The sequence below is a fragment of the Niabella ginsenosidivorans genome (assembly GCF_001654455.1).
GTDB lineage: Bacteria > Bacteroidota > Bacteroidia > Chitinophagales > Chitinophagaceae > Niabella > Niabella ginsenosidivorans.
Genome location: NZ_CP015772.1, coordinates 1,561,536 through 1,576,129 on the forward strand (window position 1 = coordinate 1,561,536; position 14,594 = coordinate 1,576,129).

Annotated in this window: 13 protein-coding genes; 7 read left to right on the forward strand and 6 right to left on the reverse strand. The window is 43.8% G+C overall.

Annotated features, from left to right (window positions below; genetic code table 11):
- Positions 1–224 precede the first annotated feature (224 nt).
- The 3 genes from A8C56_RS06500 to A8C56_RS06510 form a co-directional block, all read right to left on the reverse strand.
- Positions 225–1,472 (reverse strand): erythromycin esterase family protein, encoded by a 1,248-nt coding sequence (locus A8C56_RS06500; RefSeq protein WP_067753558.1) that lies wholly within the window; start codon positions 1,470–1,472, stop codon positions 225–227.
- A gap of 165 nt (positions 1,473–1,637) precedes the next feature.
- Positions 1,638–2,423 (reverse strand): SDR family oxidoreductase, encoded by a 786-nt coding sequence (locus A8C56_RS06505; RefSeq protein ID WP_067753561.1) that lies wholly within the window; start codon positions 2,421–2,423, stop codon positions 1,638–1,640.
- 3 nt (positions 2,424–2,426) lie between these two features.
- Positions 2,427–4,001 (reverse strand): M1 family metallopeptidase, encoded by a 1,575-nt coding sequence (locus A8C56_RS06510; RefSeq protein WP_067753564.1) that lies wholly within the window; start codon positions 3,999–4,001, stop codon positions 2,427–2,429.
- A 313-nt stretch (positions 4,002–4,314) separates the two neighbouring features.
- On the opposite strand from A8C56_RS06510, the gene A8C56_RS06515 reads away from it, so the two are divergent.
- From A8C56_RS06515 to A8C56_RS06535, 5 genes are read left to right on the forward strand one after another with little or no spacing between them, the layout of a single operon-like run.
- The gene (locus tag A8C56_RS06515) at positions 4,315–4,929 is read left to right on the forward strand and encodes an SRPBCC family protein (RefSeq protein WP_067753566.1); all 615 of its coding nucleotides are present in this window, start codon (positions 4,315–4,317) and stop codon (positions 4,927–4,929) included.
- Positions 4,930–4,937: 8 nt separating this feature from the next.
- Positions 4,938–5,729: an SDR family NAD(P)-dependent oxidoreductase gene (locus A8C56_RS06520; RefSeq protein WP_067753569.1), complete on the forward strand. Its 792-nt coding sequence runs from the start codon at positions 4,938–4,940 to the stop codon at positions 5,727–5,729.
- Positions 5,730–5,735: 6 nt separating this feature from the next.
- Complete coding sequence (locus A8C56_RS06525; protein WP_067753572.1) at positions 5,736–6,722, forward strand: NAD-dependent epimerase/dehydratase family protein; 987 nt, start codon at positions 5,736–5,738, stop codon at positions 6,720–6,722.
- A gap of 35 nt (positions 6,723–6,757) precedes the next feature.
- A complete protein-coding gene (locus A8C56_RS06530) occupies positions 6,758–7,849 on the forward strand; it encodes a sensor histidine kinase (RefSeq protein WP_245645784.1) in 1,092 nt (363 codons plus the stop codon).
- Between the two features lie 10 nt (positions 7,850–7,859).
- Positions 7,860–8,633, forward strand: a complete 774-nt coding sequence (locus A8C56_RS06535) for a LytR/AlgR family response regulator transcription factor (RefSeq protein ID WP_067753578.1) — start codon at positions 7,860–7,862, stop codon at positions 8,631–8,633.
- On the opposite strand, the gene A8C56_RS06540 is transcribed toward A8C56_RS06535, so the two are convergent.
- Positions 8,630–9,325, reverse strand: coding sequence for a rhomboid family intramembrane serine protease (locus A8C56_RS06540; protein ID WP_067753581.1), 696 nt, complete (start codon positions 9,323–9,325; stop codon positions 8,630–8,632). The genes A8C56_RS06535 and A8C56_RS06540 overlap by 4 nt on opposite strands.
- Before the next feature lie 40 nt (positions 9,326–9,365).
- The gene (locus A8C56_RS06545) at positions 9,366–10,004 is read right to left on the reverse strand and encodes a J domain-containing protein (protein ID WP_067753584.1); all 639 of its coding nucleotides are present in this window, start codon (positions 10,002–10,004) and stop codon (positions 9,366–9,368) included.
- Positions 10,005–10,222: 218 nt separating this feature from the next.
- Between A8C56_RS06545 and A8C56_RS06550 the strand changes: the two genes are divergently transcribed.
- Entirely contained in the window at positions 10,223–11,554 is a 1,332-nt protein-coding gene (locus A8C56_RS06550) for a DUF6600 domain-containing protein (RefSeq protein ID WP_157097893.1), read from the forward strand.
- Between the two features lie 456 nt (positions 11,555–12,010).
- On the opposite strand, the gene tyrS is transcribed toward A8C56_RS06550, so the two are convergent.
- Positions 12,011–13,288: a tyrosine--tRNA ligase gene (gene tyrS, locus A8C56_RS06560; RefSeq protein WP_067753593.1), complete on the reverse strand. Its 1,278-nt coding sequence runs from the start codon at positions 13,286–13,288 to the stop codon at positions 12,011–12,013.
- Between the two features lie 196 nt (positions 13,289–13,484).
- Here tyrS and A8C56_RS06565 point away from each other — a divergent pair, with 196 nt between their 5' ends.
- The gene (locus tag A8C56_RS06565) at positions 13,485–14,594 is read left to right on the forward strand and encodes a putative type IX sorting system protein PorV2 (protein WP_067753596.1); all 1,110 of its coding nucleotides are present in this window, start codon (positions 13,485–13,487) and stop codon (positions 14,592–14,594) included.

Consider the following 14,594-nt stretch of genomic DNA (forward strand, 5'->3'; position numbering starts at 1 on the left):
GAATGAATATGCTATATGCTGATGCGCTAATTTGATAATGTGCAAATGTAGGCAGAATGCGATAAAGAAATGATGGGAATGCTATAATACCCAAATATGTGCCTTAGCCGCATTATTGACCGGAAACTTTGTTCTTATTTTTATTTGAGCCTGTCCGCCCGGAGCTCATGGCCGTTCAGGCGGGCGTTGGTGTTGAATTTTACTGGTTTATGCGCTTGCTTTGGCTATTGTATTGGCTGGCAGGGATACATGGTGCGTATAAAAAATAGCCCATCATAGACCTTGTTCCAGGGTATCAGAACAGGCAAATAAAAATGAGACGGGCTTTTCAGCCAGAATTTCTCGTTGTTGTCAGCAACATTTTGATTGTATTTTTTAAAGTCAACAAAGCCGTACTGAATAGCAGAGGGTATATATGCTTCTACACTGTTCGTTTTTGATTTTTCCACCTCATATACATTGCCAAAAATCCGTTGCCCGGTACCCTTATCTGCATCAAACCCTATTACATAGGTTCTGTCGGCCCAATGATTCATCTGTACAAACCGGGTACCCATATTGTACCAAACCACTCTGTCAAAGTATTTTTTATTCGATTTTATGCGATCAGTATATTTCATAATATGGCCATTGGCTGCCCAAACGATAATTTTTTTGTCAGGATATTTATTCTTTATGACCCAGTCAAGATTCATTGCCATAGCGGCGTCCCTCGTCTTGTTTCCGTTGTTTGCAAAAGCCTTTAAATTCTTTATGATCAGCAGCCAGTAATCGTTTTTTTGTTGTTGCAGCAATTCAGCTTCTATTTTGTCTAAACAGGTATTCAGTTCGGATCTGGCAGGGCCATCGATATTGCCCGCTTTTAAAATCAGTGAATCAACAACCGTAACAAAATTTTTGTAACTGGATTCTCCGATTACTGATGGGATATTCCTGTTCTTTAATGCAGTGTCCAGACTAAAACCAAGATGGGCCTTACTGTATTGTAAGGCCATTTGAGAGTCAAATCCTGTTATTTGTAATGGAGCTTTCCCCGTATGGGTTTCAGCAATATAATTATAAAACAAATAGGAGCAGGCACTGCATCGCGTCCACAAATAATAGATATTGTTTTTCAGAAATGGATTGATGGCGGCTTTTTCTTTGGAGACCTGGTCCCATCCTTCGGTTAAAGCGAAGAGATCAGATTCAAATGCCAATACATCGAACCCTTTTTGCTCATGTAGGTATTTTATGATGCGGGTCTTGGCTGCAAAGGCAGCAGCGTCACCATGATCCTGTTCCCCAAGCATGACCACCTGTGCATTGCCGATGGCATTTCCTAGAGGTTGCAGGTCGCTGTATTCCGTGGATGCCGGATCAATTGTTCTGATCTCAATAGTGTGGTCGGCCACATATTTTTTAATGGCACCCTGGCCATAGATCTTAATTATAAGAAGGTAACTGAAAAGGTAAAGAATGCAGTGCCTCATTATAATGTTTTTAATAAGTTCGCTTTTACATGTTGAAATGTTACAAATGTGCAGGTGATTTTTTGAATTTATTATCAATGAGGTGCAATAAAAAGTATTCCCAGCTGATTTCTGAAGACTAATAACTGGCAACTGATCCCGATAGCTGTGGGCACCACTGATGGCTCATACACTTTTGATCAATCCTCCATCAATGGCTATGCTGGTGCCGGTTATATAAGCTGCCTGCTGAGAGGCAAGGAACGTAACCAGATACCCCATCTCTTCCGGCTGGCCCAGGCGCTTCATGGGAATGGTATTCAGCGCTTCCTTTTTGTATGCTTCCAGTGACAGGTGCCGGGCGGCGGCTTCACGTTCATATAGCTCAATGATGCGATCGGTTTCAAAGTTGCCGGTAAGGATATTATTGACCGTAATATTATATGGGGCAACCTGTGTTGATAAGGTTTTACCCCAGGTGACTACTGCTGAGCGGATGGTATTGGATAAGGCTAAGGCCTCAATAGGCTCTTTCACTGACCGAGAAGTAAGGTTGATGATGCGTCCGAAGTTGTTGGCGATCATATTCGGCAATGCCTTTTCAGTGGTATACTGAACGGTTCTGAACAGGAGGTTAAAGGCCGCTACATAATCTTCGTCCTTTTTATCCAGGGCTGTTCCGGGAGCCGGTCCGCTGGTATTGTTAACCAGGATATCTGCCTGGTTGGAAGAAAAATAATCGTCGATCTTCTTTTTAAAAGAATCGATGTCCGAAAAATCAGTAACCAGGTACTGGTGCTGCTGGTCATCCGGTACCGGCAGCTGGGCGAGTACCTGCTTTAATGCAGCTTCGTTACGGGCCAGTAACGTTACGGTAGCACCGCTTGCGGCTAACTGAAGGGCAATTGCTTTACCAAGACCATTGCTGCTGGCGCCAACAAGCGCCTTTTTATTGTGTAAGCTTAGGAGCATAATTTACTGGAGCAGGCTTCCCTGCTTGTTTAAAAGGTTAAAGAACTGATCAAGATTAGTACCCAGGCTTTTTTCAAAAGAGGCTTTCATGTCTTCCGGCTGGGGGTGCTTGTTTTTCCAGTCATTGAAATACTGCTGGAAGGCTTTGTCTACCTTGTCCTGCCCAAACTGGTGTTCCAGCAGGTAGATCCATAATGCCGGTTTAATATAAGAGCTTAATGCATAGTCTTCGGATGTTTTAAAATCAGCCGACGGCGTTTCCATAGGCGTATTCATGGGTATCTGCGTCATAGCGCCATACACCCTGTCCTGGAACTGGTTTTGCGGTAATTTCCGCACCTCATCAGGTATTTCTCCCATCATGGAATTGGAACGGTATTTCTCGGCTTCATAGCGGAACTGGTAATAGGAGTTCATACCCTCATCCTGCCAGGTATGCATCCGTTCATTGCTCCCCAGCATGCTCATAAACCAGTTGTGCCCTACTTCATGCGCAATGACACCATCCAGGCTTTCTTTTTTTGCATCCGGACTTGTAATAAGAGTGATCATAGGATATTCCATTCCGCCGCTGGCATTGTTCTTGGGCCCTTCAAAGGCCTGCACGGCAGGATATTCATAGGCTCCGATCCAGTTACTGTAATGGTGAACGGCATCCTTTACATAATCAATACTGTTATTCCAAAGGGTGTTCGGATTGTTATGATAATAGGTAAAGGCATCTACCGTTTTATCCTTTAGCTGTATGGTATCATATTCAATGATCAGCCCCTTCTCTGCAAACCAGGCGAAATCCGGAACATCCTGAGCAATATAATGCAATGTTTTGGAGCCTGTTTTCAGGGGTTTATATGTTATCTGGTTAGTACGGTTCTCTGTGTTTTTTTTGCCTATGGATTTATAATACTCCAGCTCCTCCTTATTCTGCATTACGCCTGTAGCGCCTACCACGTAATCGGCAGGAACAGTCAGCTTTACATTATAATCCGCATACTCGCTATAGAACTCGCCCATGTCCAGGTAAGGAAATTCATGCCATCCCTTCTTATCAAATACCGCGGGTTTGGGGTACCACTGGCAGATCATGTATTCCCCGTCTGCAAACCCCGATCTTGAAAAATAAGAAGGAAGCTTTACTTTGAAGCCGGTAGCGATGGTTGCTGTAGCGCCTGGTTTTAATGGCTCGGGCAATACCACTTTTATGATATCAATATACTCAGGGTTTGGGTGCGGTTGTGTTTTTGCCGTTTTCCCGTTTACTTTAAAATCAAGCCCCTCAATGAATCCGTAAATGATCTTTCCCAGCTTCTCTTTACGGGAAAGATCATTCCTTATTTGTTTAAAAAGCGCTGTGGAGTCATTTTTATAACCATTGGGCCAGAGATGGAACCAGATAAAGGGTAATGTTTCCGGAGAATTGTTTTTATAGGTGATGGTTTCTTTTGCGGTAATGCTGTTGTCTTTGTCGTTAAGCGTTGCTTCCATGTCATATTTCAGGTATTGCTGCCAATAACTGCTGTCCTGTGCAAATCCGATGTTTACAATAGTTAGGAAAAAGATCGTAAAAATTTTCTTCATCAATCTGTTTTTTATGGGTCCGCCTTAGCGGAATTGGTTAAAAAAGCCTGGCAGTACCTGTCACAATACACATCTGGTGCCAGCCAGGTGAAGCCTGCCATGGTTCTGTCTGTTTTTTAAAGATAGATAAAAAAAAGATTGTCAACAGGGTTTGTTAAGGTATTTCTAATAAAACCTTAAGAAGAATTTAAGGGCTTTCCTAACGCTACAGCTTAAGGGCATTACAGGCATTTCAGTGGTAAAAAAATACGGTTCATGTAGTATTTTTTTTAAGGGGGCGCACTTGTATCTATGTTTGTAAAAAACAATAAACATGAAAAGATACATCAACGTAGCCATTGCGTTAACGGCGCTGCTGTTTATATGCAAAGCTGCAGTTGCAAATGATTTCAGACTGGTAAAGACAGCGAACGGGGTATCGTTGTATGAGCGGTGGGTACCACATAACGGGCATACGGTGCGGGAACTGAAAGCTGCTTTTGAAGCGCCCGGGGTAGGACTGCCGGATATAATAAGGCTGCTGAAAGATGCTGATAAAGGAAGCGTATGGAATACCAGGGCTAGTCAATATAAAATAACCAGGACGAAGAACAATAATATTTGGCTGAATTATATCCGTTATAAACTTCCCTGGCCTATGGACGACCAAGATTGCAGTTTGAAATTTGAGGCATACCCTGGTTCCAATAGTATATCTTTTGAAAGTGTCCTGCACCCGGTGTATCCCCGGTTAAAAAATGTTTCAAGACTGGAAGGTACCAGTGGAAGCTGGATGATTGAGAACAGCGCCAATAACAAAGTAAGAATAACCTACCAGATTCTAACCAATAAAAGCACTGACGTGCCCAGATGGATTTCCGACCTTATTGTATATGATCAGATAATAACAATGTTGTCGAAATTTAAAATATTGTTGTCTAACCAATAATTTATTGTATGAATAAAAGGTATACTTTAATAACAGGAGCTGGCAGCGGGCTGGGTAGCGCTTTGGCGTTTAGCTGCGCCCAACGTGGGATGAACCTGATCTTAATAACGCTTCCCGGTACTTCTATAGGAAAAATGGCAGCTGCGCTGGAGCGGGTTTTTGATATAACGGTTCACTACCTGGAGTTTGATCTGACAAATACAGCCTCGTTTGATGAATCTGTTGAAAAAATAAGATCAATGGAAGTTGATTTTCTGATCAACAATGCCGGAATGGGTGGCACGGCTTCCATTTTAAATTGTTCTTCAGAGCATATTGATAAAATTATCCAGTTAAATATCCGTTGTACGGCATTACTGACCCAAAAGCTATTGCCACAGCTTTTAAGGCATAAAAAAAGTTATTTGCTGAATATTGCCAGTATGGCAGCTTTTTCGCCTATTGCGTACAAAACCGTATATCCGGCCTCCAAAGCATTCATCTCTTCGTTTTCATTAGGGCTGCGTGAAGAGCTGCAGGAGCAGGGATTGTCTGTCAGCGTAGCCTATCCGGGGCCCATTATGACCAATTCCAATACCTCCCAGCGGATCTTGCTTCATGGTTTTAAAGGAAGAATGGGGCTTTTCTCCACACAGGATCTTGCTGAGAAACTGATCAGGCAAACACTTGAAGGAAAAGCCATCATCATCCCGGGCGTATGGAACAGGGTAAATCAACGGTTAATGGGATTGATTCCACCGACACTAAAAGTCCGGTTGATTTCAGGTGCCGTAAAACAGGAACTAAAAATAGCCCGGTAATCGTATATGGCAAAGGTGTTAATTACAGGGGCGACGGGTTTATTAGGCTATAATACCGCACTGGAGTTTTGCCGGCAGGGATCCGATGTGCGCGTGCTGGTGAGGAGCAATACAGAGTTAGCGGTACTTAAGAGCCTGTTTTGTGAAATCTATTATGGCAGTATTGAAAACGGTGATGATGTGAGCACTGCTGTTACAGGTTGCGATTATGTGATACATGCAGCATCCCTTACCGCACAATGGGGCATAGATAAAGAACAATATGAAACAGTAAATATTAAAGGAACCGAGAATGTGATTCGGGCTTGTTTGAACAACAATATAAAAAAGCTGGTTTATATCAGCACGGCAAATACAATAGCACCCGGTTCTATACAAAATCCGGGAACAGAGCTGAATAGTTTTACGCTTTTTAAGGTAAACTCTCCCTATATCAACACCAAATATATAGCCCAGCAAAAAGTACTGGAAGCCGTGGTTGAAAAACAACTGCCGGCAGTAGTCCTGAATCCCACATTTATGATTGGTCCGTTTGATTTTAAACCGAGTTCAGGGCGCATCTTTAAATTTGCATCAGGAGCCGTGGTGTTTTATCCCCCGGGTGGTAAGAATTTTGTTTATGTTAAGGATGTCAGTAAAGCAATAATGGCCGCCTGCACTGCTCCGGTATCAGGCGAATGCCTGCTGGTGGCAGGAGAAAATATGAGTTACCGTCATTTTTTTAAAATGACGAATATGATCCGGAAACAAAAATCATTAATGATCAGAATACCCGCTTTTTTATTAAAGGCGGCTGGTTTTATGGGAACTGTTTTAGGCTGGATGCTTAATAAAAGACTAAAGCTGAATTATTCTTCAGCCAAATTATTATGTATGGATAATTATTATTCAGGAACAAAAGCGAAGGATCAACTGGGCATAGCATATACGCCGGTTGCTAAGGCAGTTACTGATGCACTGGCATGGTTTGAAACAGAAAATAAAATTGATTAATGTTATTAACAACCATAATTCTGATTTTAAAGCGGATGAACAGACGACAACTGGAAGGCTTTCTACAACATCCGCTGCTAAGATATGTGGCGCGGATCATTATTCTCTATGGCTTCAGTGTGGTATTCCGTTCTTTTGATATGTCGTTCAAAAACACCGCGGATTCCTCCTTTTTCAGAGAACAGTCATTTAGTCTGATGTTTGTTGTACTGGGTTTACTCATATGGGGAGGAGGCTCCCGCCTGGCTGTTTTTTTACAGAAAAAGACTGCAGGTAAGAAAAGGTCTTATGCGGTTATAGTACTTTGCGCAGGGTTGGTAGTGTTTGGCCTGTTTGCGGCATTTCTTTTCGGACTGTCCTATTCCTTTTTTGATATCTGTTTATTTAACCGGTATGAAGCCTGGGAAAGCTTTAGCCATCTGAGTTATGATCTTATTTTCGGGGCTTTTATTTTTTACCTGCTAATATTAGGTTTTAGTGGCATCCTGTTTTATTATAAAAACTGGCAGGAAGCCCGTTTGAATGCAGAACGTTTGCGGCGCGAAAATATGCAGGCGCGTTATGATGTGCTGAAAAGCCAGATCGATCCTCATTTTTTCTTTAATTCCCTGAGTGTTTTAACCAGCCTTGTTTATAAAAGCGCTGATTTGTCGGCTGAATATATAACCCGGTTGTCCAAATGTTACCGTTATATCCTGGATCAGAAGGCTGAAAATCTGGTTGCCCTGCGGACAGAGCTTTCATTTCTGGAATCTTACCTGTTTCTGATCAGGATCAGGCATCAGAACAGTATTTTTTTTCATATTGATCAGCCAACCGAAAAGCAGGAGGCTTCCTTATTGCCACCTGCGGCATTACAAATGCTTGTAGAAAATGCTGTTAAGCATAACCGGTTTGCCGTAAATGATCCGTTGCATGTTACGATCCGGTTTACTGATCAGCATATTATTATATCCAATGATTTACGCAAGCGGGCAGAGAATCCGTTTTCAACGGGAGTCGGATTGCCGAATATTAAAAAGAGGTATGAACTGATTACAGACAGTAAAGTAGAGATTACCGAAACAGACGGGCTATTTACCGTAAAACTTCCTTTTCTGTCTGAAGATCTAAAAGAGCAATTTTAAGCAATTAATTATGAAGGTCGCCATTTTTGAAGACGAAAAATTAAACGCTGACCGGCTGGTACAGTTACTGCAAACGGCTGCTCCGGACATAGAGGTACTGACCGTTATTGAATCAATTGAAGAGGGCGCTAAGTGGCTGTCACAATATGGCAATAAGGCGGATATTGTTTTTATGGACATCCAGCTTTCTGACGGAAATTGTTTTGAAATGCTGCAGCAGGTAACGTTTAAGATCCCTGTCATATTTACCACGGCGTATGATAAATTTGCCTTACAGGCATTCCAGGTGCACAGTATTGATTATCTTTTAAAGCCTATTGATAAGACAGAGCTGGAAAGAGCGCTGGCCAAATTTCACTATTTTAAAAATCAGGCAAATACTTTTATTGATGTTTCCAGGATAGCGGAGGCATTTTACCGGCAGGAAAATACAAGATTTATCGGCAGGGCAAATAATCAGATCGTTTATGTAAAAGCAAAAGACATCGCCTGTATTGCATATGCAGACGGGATAACAAAGGTGATGACCCATGCAGGAAAAAAGATCCCGTTGGATTATTCTTTAGACCAGATGGAAAAAATGCTGAACAGAACCTTGTTTTTTCGTATTAACCGGAAAATGATCATAAGTATTGACGCCATAACCCGGATCAATAGCTATTACAATAACAGGCTCATTTTACAATTAAACCCGGATATTGGCACTACCGATACGATTGTAAGCAGAGAACGGGTAGCCTCTTTTAAAAGCTGGCTGGAAGGACGGGAGCCGGATTTTTCTTAACCCTGGAAAACTGCCGATCGTTTTGCAAACGACCGCACTAAAAAAATACCTGCAAAGAAACCTCCTATATGAGCAGCATACGCAACACCTGTATCTTCCTGCCCGTGAATAGAATTCCACTGACTGACGATCTGCGTAAGGATCCAGAGGCCAAGTGTAATGACGGCTGGCACCCTGAAAATAAAGGGAAGCGCAAATATCCGCACCCTGTTTTTAGGAAATAATATAAGATAGCCACCCAGCACACCGGATATTGCACCGGATGCCCCGAGGCTTGGCACAAACAGGCCGTTATCCAGCAGCGCTGCAACGAACACATGACTAAGAGAAGCAAGAACGCCGCAGATAAGGTAAAATAAAAGATACCTGAAATGCCCCATCACATTCTCCAGGTTATCTCCGAAGATCCACAGGTAAAGCATGTTCCCCGCTATATGCGCAATGCTGCCGTGCATGAACATGGAAGTGATAATGGTGGCATAAACAGGAACAGGAGTAGGACCAAGCCCGTTTCCAACTATATCCTGCCCGCTGATGATCTCCGCAGGAACTGTAGAAAAACCGGCAATGATGTACGGATTCGTTCCCAGAGCCTGTACAAAAATGAATACAAAGATGTTCAGTGCAATCAGCAGGTAGTTGATATAAGGCGTTATAGTGCGACTTGAATTATCATCTCCTATAGGAAACATGTTGGTATGGTTTTAAATTGGAGGTTATGCGCCTGCGTTTTTATAAAGAACGGGCAATTATTATGCAAAGTAGGATAATTATCAGAAGGAGCAAAACCGGCTGAGCACGCGCCCATAAAATGGCCTGTCGGATCTCCTTTTGTTTTTGACAGATGAGGAGCTGTGCACTGCTGCCTGCCTGTATTTTTTTTAATTGATCCAGAACAATTAGCTGATCCCGGTACCGGATCAGGAAAATACTTTCCGTCATCCATTTTATTATTTCATTATTGATCGCTTCCTCGTCAAACCGGTTAAGGAGCTCGATCTTTTCCTCATTGATCAGACCGGCCAGTTCCCGGAAAATTCCTTTTTTATCTACACGGTATGCATCCATTTTCAAAAAGGCCCGGTGCGCTGCTAACACTTTATTGAGGAGCTGCGGAGGAGTAACTGCCGGCGCTTCCATGCCTCTTCCCATCGTTTTATGCAGCCATCGTTCCTGCAGGTAAGCCTCTTTTAATTCGGGAGTGATAAGAGTGGTATAGGCTTCTTTTATCAGTTGAAACTGGGCTTCGGCATAACTATTGGAAGGATTTTTGTCTGGGTGATACTGATGTGCAAGTTTGCGGTAAGCGTTTTTTATATCCTGTAAATTGGCAGAAGGGGTGAGGCCTAATATTTTATAATAATCTTTCAAAATAATTATCTAAAAGTCTGTGATTCAGAAAATAAAAATAGTGATAATAAAAATGTTAACAATTTTTACATAAAGTTTTCTTAACTATTGTTAGTTTGCGGGGTGTATCCGCAACCCGTAAAACGAATATCCGTCTATTAATCAGAAAATGCAAGCAACAGATATCTTGTCTTTTCAAAAGAAACAATTTTAGCTCAAATAAAATAAAAGTATTTAAAATGAAACGTCTAATTACCACAATCAGCTTCAGCTTGTTTCTGGCACTGGCCATGGCTGTTTCCCAAAGGGCAACAGCTCAGGTGAGCGTTGGGGCAAGCATTAATTTCCAAACGTTCTATGATGAGCTGAGCCCTTATGGTGAGTGGGTAGATTACCCGGATTATGGCTATGCATGGCGTCCCCGTGTGGATGCAGGGTTCCGGCCGTATGCTACAGGCGGGCACTGGGTTTATTCAGATGAGTATGACTGGATGTGGGCCTCTGATTATGATTGGGGCTGGGCACCGTTCCACTACGGCAGATGGTTTTATGATTCCTTTTACGGATGGATGTGGGTACCTGGCTATGAATGGTCTCCGGCATGGGTAGCCTGGCGCGGTGGCGGCGATTATTATGGATGGGCACCGTTGCGTCCGGGTATCAGTATCAGCATCGGTATCGGAAGCTATAACCCTCCGTATGATTACTGGACATTTGCTCCGGGGCGTTATATGAATTCGCCTTATATCAGCCGGTATTACTACCCCTACAGAAACAATACCACCATCATTAACAGAACCACTATCATTAACAACTATTATGGCGGCAACCGGGGTGGCGGAAGAAGAGGTTACTATGTCAATGGCCCCCGCCGTACAGATGTAGAAAGATATACAGGCCGTATTCAAAGTGTACGTGTAAGAGATGCCAACAGGCCGGGCCGTACTTCAGTGGGCAGGGGAGCTGTTTCCGTTTACCGTCCTGCCGTGCAAAGAACAACGACCAATACAAGGTATGCTCCAAGAACAGTACAGCAGTACAACCGTTCCGATGCAAGAGCAAACAGCAATGCGGGTAGAAGTGCTGTGAATAACAGCGCCAGAAACCAGCGCCAGCAGCAGGTGAATAATACACGCCAACAGCAGTCTGTAAATCGTCAGCAACAGGCGAATGCACGGAATCAGCAGGTACAGGCGCAACGCCAGCAGCAGACAAATGCCCGGCAGCAAGAGGACCGTCAACGACAAATGAGCATGCGTAACGACCAGGCACGCCAGCAGCAAATGCAGCAACGGAACCAGCAGGCACAGATACAGCGTCAGCAGGCTCAGCAACGCAATCAACAAATGCAGCGCCAGCAGCAGATGCAGACACAACGGAATAATGAATTACGCCAGCAGCGTCAGCAACAAATGCAGCAGCGTCAGCAGCAGGTACAGGCGCAACGCCAGCAGCAAATACAACAGCGCCAGCAGGTACAGAGAAGCGCTCCGGCAAGGTCTGATGCATCAAGAGGCGGGGGAGGACGCAGTGAAGGAAGCAGAGGCAGCCGCGGTGATGGAAGAAGATAAAGAGTTGGGTAGTCTATAGTTTTTCATAATTTAAAGTGTAGAGCCCGGCCCCGGTTTTTCCGGGGCCGGTTCTATATGGTAAGCCTGCAAGCGCCGGCATGGGATACTGGTGTAATATGAAACAGGTTTTTATACCATTTAGGTTAAATTGCATCAAGGGAAAGGGAGCTCTGTATTATCAGAGAGATTCCCCCGCTCATTCCGGTCGGACGGGTATTTCAGTATCTATATATAGTATCGCTCAACAAACGCTGAAACAAAAACAGACCCCGGAACAAGCCGGGATGACATCTTCAGGGCAACCCTTAAGAAGGGTGTCATCGCTTCATTGATTTGGGCCACCAATAGTTTACTTTGGATGACAGCGTTCTTTTAATGTAAATGGTATTAGTTTGATTCTCAGGCGCGCGCCTCTGCCGGGGAGCGATGGTGCAGGACCCTCCATTTAATAAAACTTTATTGAACTGTAATCAGGTAATAGTTCTTTTTACCTTTTTGCAAAAGGATGTATTTATTATGCAGCAGTTGCGCAGCAGTAACCTGCTGTTGCACATCAGTAACTTTTTCCCGGTTTATGCTGATGCCCCCACCCAGTATTAATTTACGGGCCTCGCCCTTACTGGGCGCTACTTTGACGGTTGCCAGCAGCGAGACGATATCAATGCCTTTATCAAGACCGGCTTTTGAAACGGCTATGGTAATCACACCTTCCAATCCCTCCAGGTCTTCAATGCTCATTTCATGGACCGGACCGGATTGGTTGGCAAACAATTTTTCTGTTGTGGCAACGGCCTTCTTATATTCATCGGTGCCGTGCACAAAGCTTGTGATCTCTCTGGCCAGGGTCTTTTGTAATAAACGTTCTGCCGGGTTTTGAAGGTGCTCGCTGATCAGCGCTTCTATGACCGGCTGATCAAGAAAGGTAAAGATCCGGATCCAGGATGCAGCATCCTCATCGCTGGTGTTCAGCCAGAACTGGTAGAACTGGTAAGGCGATGTTTTTTCAGGATCCAGCCATACATTGCCTTTTTCTGTTTTGCCAAATTTGGTACCGTCCGCTTTCCGGATAAGCGGGCAGGTAAAGGCAAAGGCTTCCATTCCCGCTTTTCGGCGGATGAATTCAGTGCCTGTGGTAATATTTCCCCACTGATCACTGCCGCCCATTTGCAGCTTGATGTTCTGTGTTGTATACAGATGGTAAAAGTCGTAGCCCTGCATCAGCTGGTAGGCAAATTCCGTATAGCTGATGCCTGCTTCGCCCTCCAGACGTTTTTTTACGCTGTCTTTAGCCATCATATAGTTTACAGTAATATGCTTTCCTGCATCCCTCAAAAAATCCAGGAAGCGAATGTCTTTAAACCAATCATAGTTATTGACCATTACTGCCGCATTGGGGTTTGATGACGTAAAATCGAGGTATTTCTCCAACTGGCTTTTAATGCCGGCTACATTTGCCGCCAGTGCTTCTTCGGTTAACAGGTTACGTTCTTCGCTTTTGCCACTGGGATCACCGATCATTCCGGTTGCACCGCCGATAAGCACAACGGGCCTGTGCCCGGCTTTTTGCAGGTGCACCAGTAGCAAAATAGGAACCAGGCTGCCAATATGCAGACTGGTTGCAGTAGGATCAAAACCAATATACCCGCTGGTCATTTCCCTGTTTAATTGTTCCACGGTTCCGGGTATTATATCCTGGATCATACCCCGCCATTTCAGTTCTGCTATAAGATTCATTGCTATGCCCGTTTATAAAAGCCGCAAAGTTAAGCCATTCCGCTTAAGAAACCTCCTTTTTACCGGTCCGCTGTTGATCCGGGAAAACGGCTGTCTCGTCGAAAAAGTCCCCGTTGTTAATATTTTCTTGCTAATTTAGCACCTGGAAATTGTACTTATAAGAAAATTTAACGACCCTAAACTGTTTACTTTATCCATGAAGGCATTGAAAGTGGGCTTTTTGCTGCTGTTTTTTTTGATTGCTGCTTATGCTGAAGCCCAGTTCCGCAAATATTCCAATGAGTTCCTGAACATAGGTGCCGGTGCGCGGGGCCTGGGTATGGGAAGCGCGCAGGTAGCTTCGGTACAGGATGGAACGGCCGGCTACTGGAACCCTGCAGGCCTGGTAAATGTTCAGGATGATATACAGGTAAACCTGATGCACTCTGAATATTTTGATGGCATTGGAAAATATGATTACCTGAATGTAACCCTTCCAACCACCAGCTCCAAAAGAACCCTGGGCGTTACAGCCCTGCGTTTTGCAGTAGATGATATCATGAATACATTGTTCCTGGTACAGCCGGATGGTTCTCTGAATTATAACAATATCAAATCTTTTTCATCGGCAGACTATGGCTTCCTGTTGTCGTATTCGCAAAACCTGAAAAAAACGGAAAACCAGCGCATCAATTTCGGCGTAAATGCAAAAATCATTCACCGGAGTGTGGGCAGTTTTGCAAAAGCCTGGGGGTTCGGACTGGATGCGGGTTTGCAGATCGTTAAAGACCAATGGATGTTTGGCATTGTTGGCAGGGACATTACCACCACTTTCAACAGCTGGTCATTCAATTTTACAGATGAAGAAAAAGAGGTGTTGTATCTTACTAAAAATGATATCCCGGTAAAGTCTACTGAACTGACTTCACCGAGGCTGATTCTTGGCGCTGCACGTAATTTCCCGATCGGCAAGAAATCCAATTTACTTGCGGAGACCAATTTTGATATGACCTTTGACGGCAGAAGAAATACGCTGATCAGCGGGAACCCTATAAGTATCGATCCCAAACTGGGAGTAGAGTACAGCTATAAAAATATACTTTTTGTAAGAGGGGGAGTGAACAATTTTCAGCAAGGGCTTGCCGATGGAGATACCCTGAATCAAAAAAAGGTATGGATCTTCCAGCCAAGTGTAGGCGTTGGGTTCAAAATAAAAATGATAATGGTTGATTATGCTTTTACCAACCTGGCAAATCAGTCTAACCCGCTGTTCACGCACGTATTTTCGCTGAAGATGGATTTCAGAAGAAACCGGAAAAATAATTAG

What these genes read in the sequence shown, in the direction of transcription:
- A8C56_RS06500 (WP_067753558.1), bottom strand. Translation starts at nt 1,472, where the DNA reads ATGAGGCACTGCATTCTTTACCTTTTCAGTTACCTTCTTATAATTAAG.
- A8C56_RS06505 (WP_067753561.1), bottom strand. Translation starts at nt 2,423, where the DNA reads ATGCTCCTAAGCTTACACAATAAAAAGGCGCTTGTTGGCGCCAGCAGC.
- A8C56_RS06510 (WP_067753564.1), bottom strand. Translation starts at nt 4,001, where the DNA reads ATGAAGAAAATTTTTACGATCTTTTTCCTAACTATTGTAAACATCGGA.
- A8C56_RS06515 (WP_067753566.1), top strand. Translation starts at nt 4,315, where the DNA reads ATGAAAAGATACATCAACGTAGCCATTGCGTTAACGGCGCTGCTGTTT.
- A8C56_RS06520 (WP_067753569.1), top strand. Translation starts at nt 4,938, where the DNA reads ATGAATAAAAGGTATACTTTAATAACAGGAGCTGGCAGCGGGCTGGGT.
- A8C56_RS06525 (WP_067753572.1), top strand. Translation starts at nt 5,736, where the DNA reads ATGGCAAAGGTGTTAATTACAGGGGCGACGGGTTTATTAGGCTATAAT.
- A8C56_RS06530 (WP_245645784.1), top strand. Translation starts at nt 6,758, where the DNA reads ATGAACAGACGACAACTGGAAGGCTTTCTACAACATCCGCTGCTAAGA.
- A8C56_RS06535 (WP_067753578.1), top strand. Translation starts at nt 7,860, where the DNA reads ATGAAGGTCGCCATTTTTGAAGACGAAAAATTAAACGCTGACCGGCTG.
- A8C56_RS06540 (WP_067753581.1), bottom strand. Translation starts at nt 9,325, where the DNA reads ATGTTTCCTATAGGAGATGATAATTCAAGTCGCACTATAACGCCTTAT.
- A8C56_RS06550 (WP_157097893.1), top strand. Translation starts at nt 10,223, where the DNA reads ATGAAACGTCTAATTACCACAATCAGCTTCAGCTTGTTTCTGGCACTG.
- tyrS (WP_067753593.1), bottom strand. Translation starts at nt 13,288, where the DNA reads ATGAATCTTATAGCAGAACTGAAATGGCGGGGTATGATCCAGGATATA.
- A8C56_RS06565 (WP_067753596.1), top strand. Translation starts at nt 13,485, where the DNA reads ATGAAGGCATTGAAAGTGGGCTTTTTGCTGCTGTTTTTTTTGATTGCT.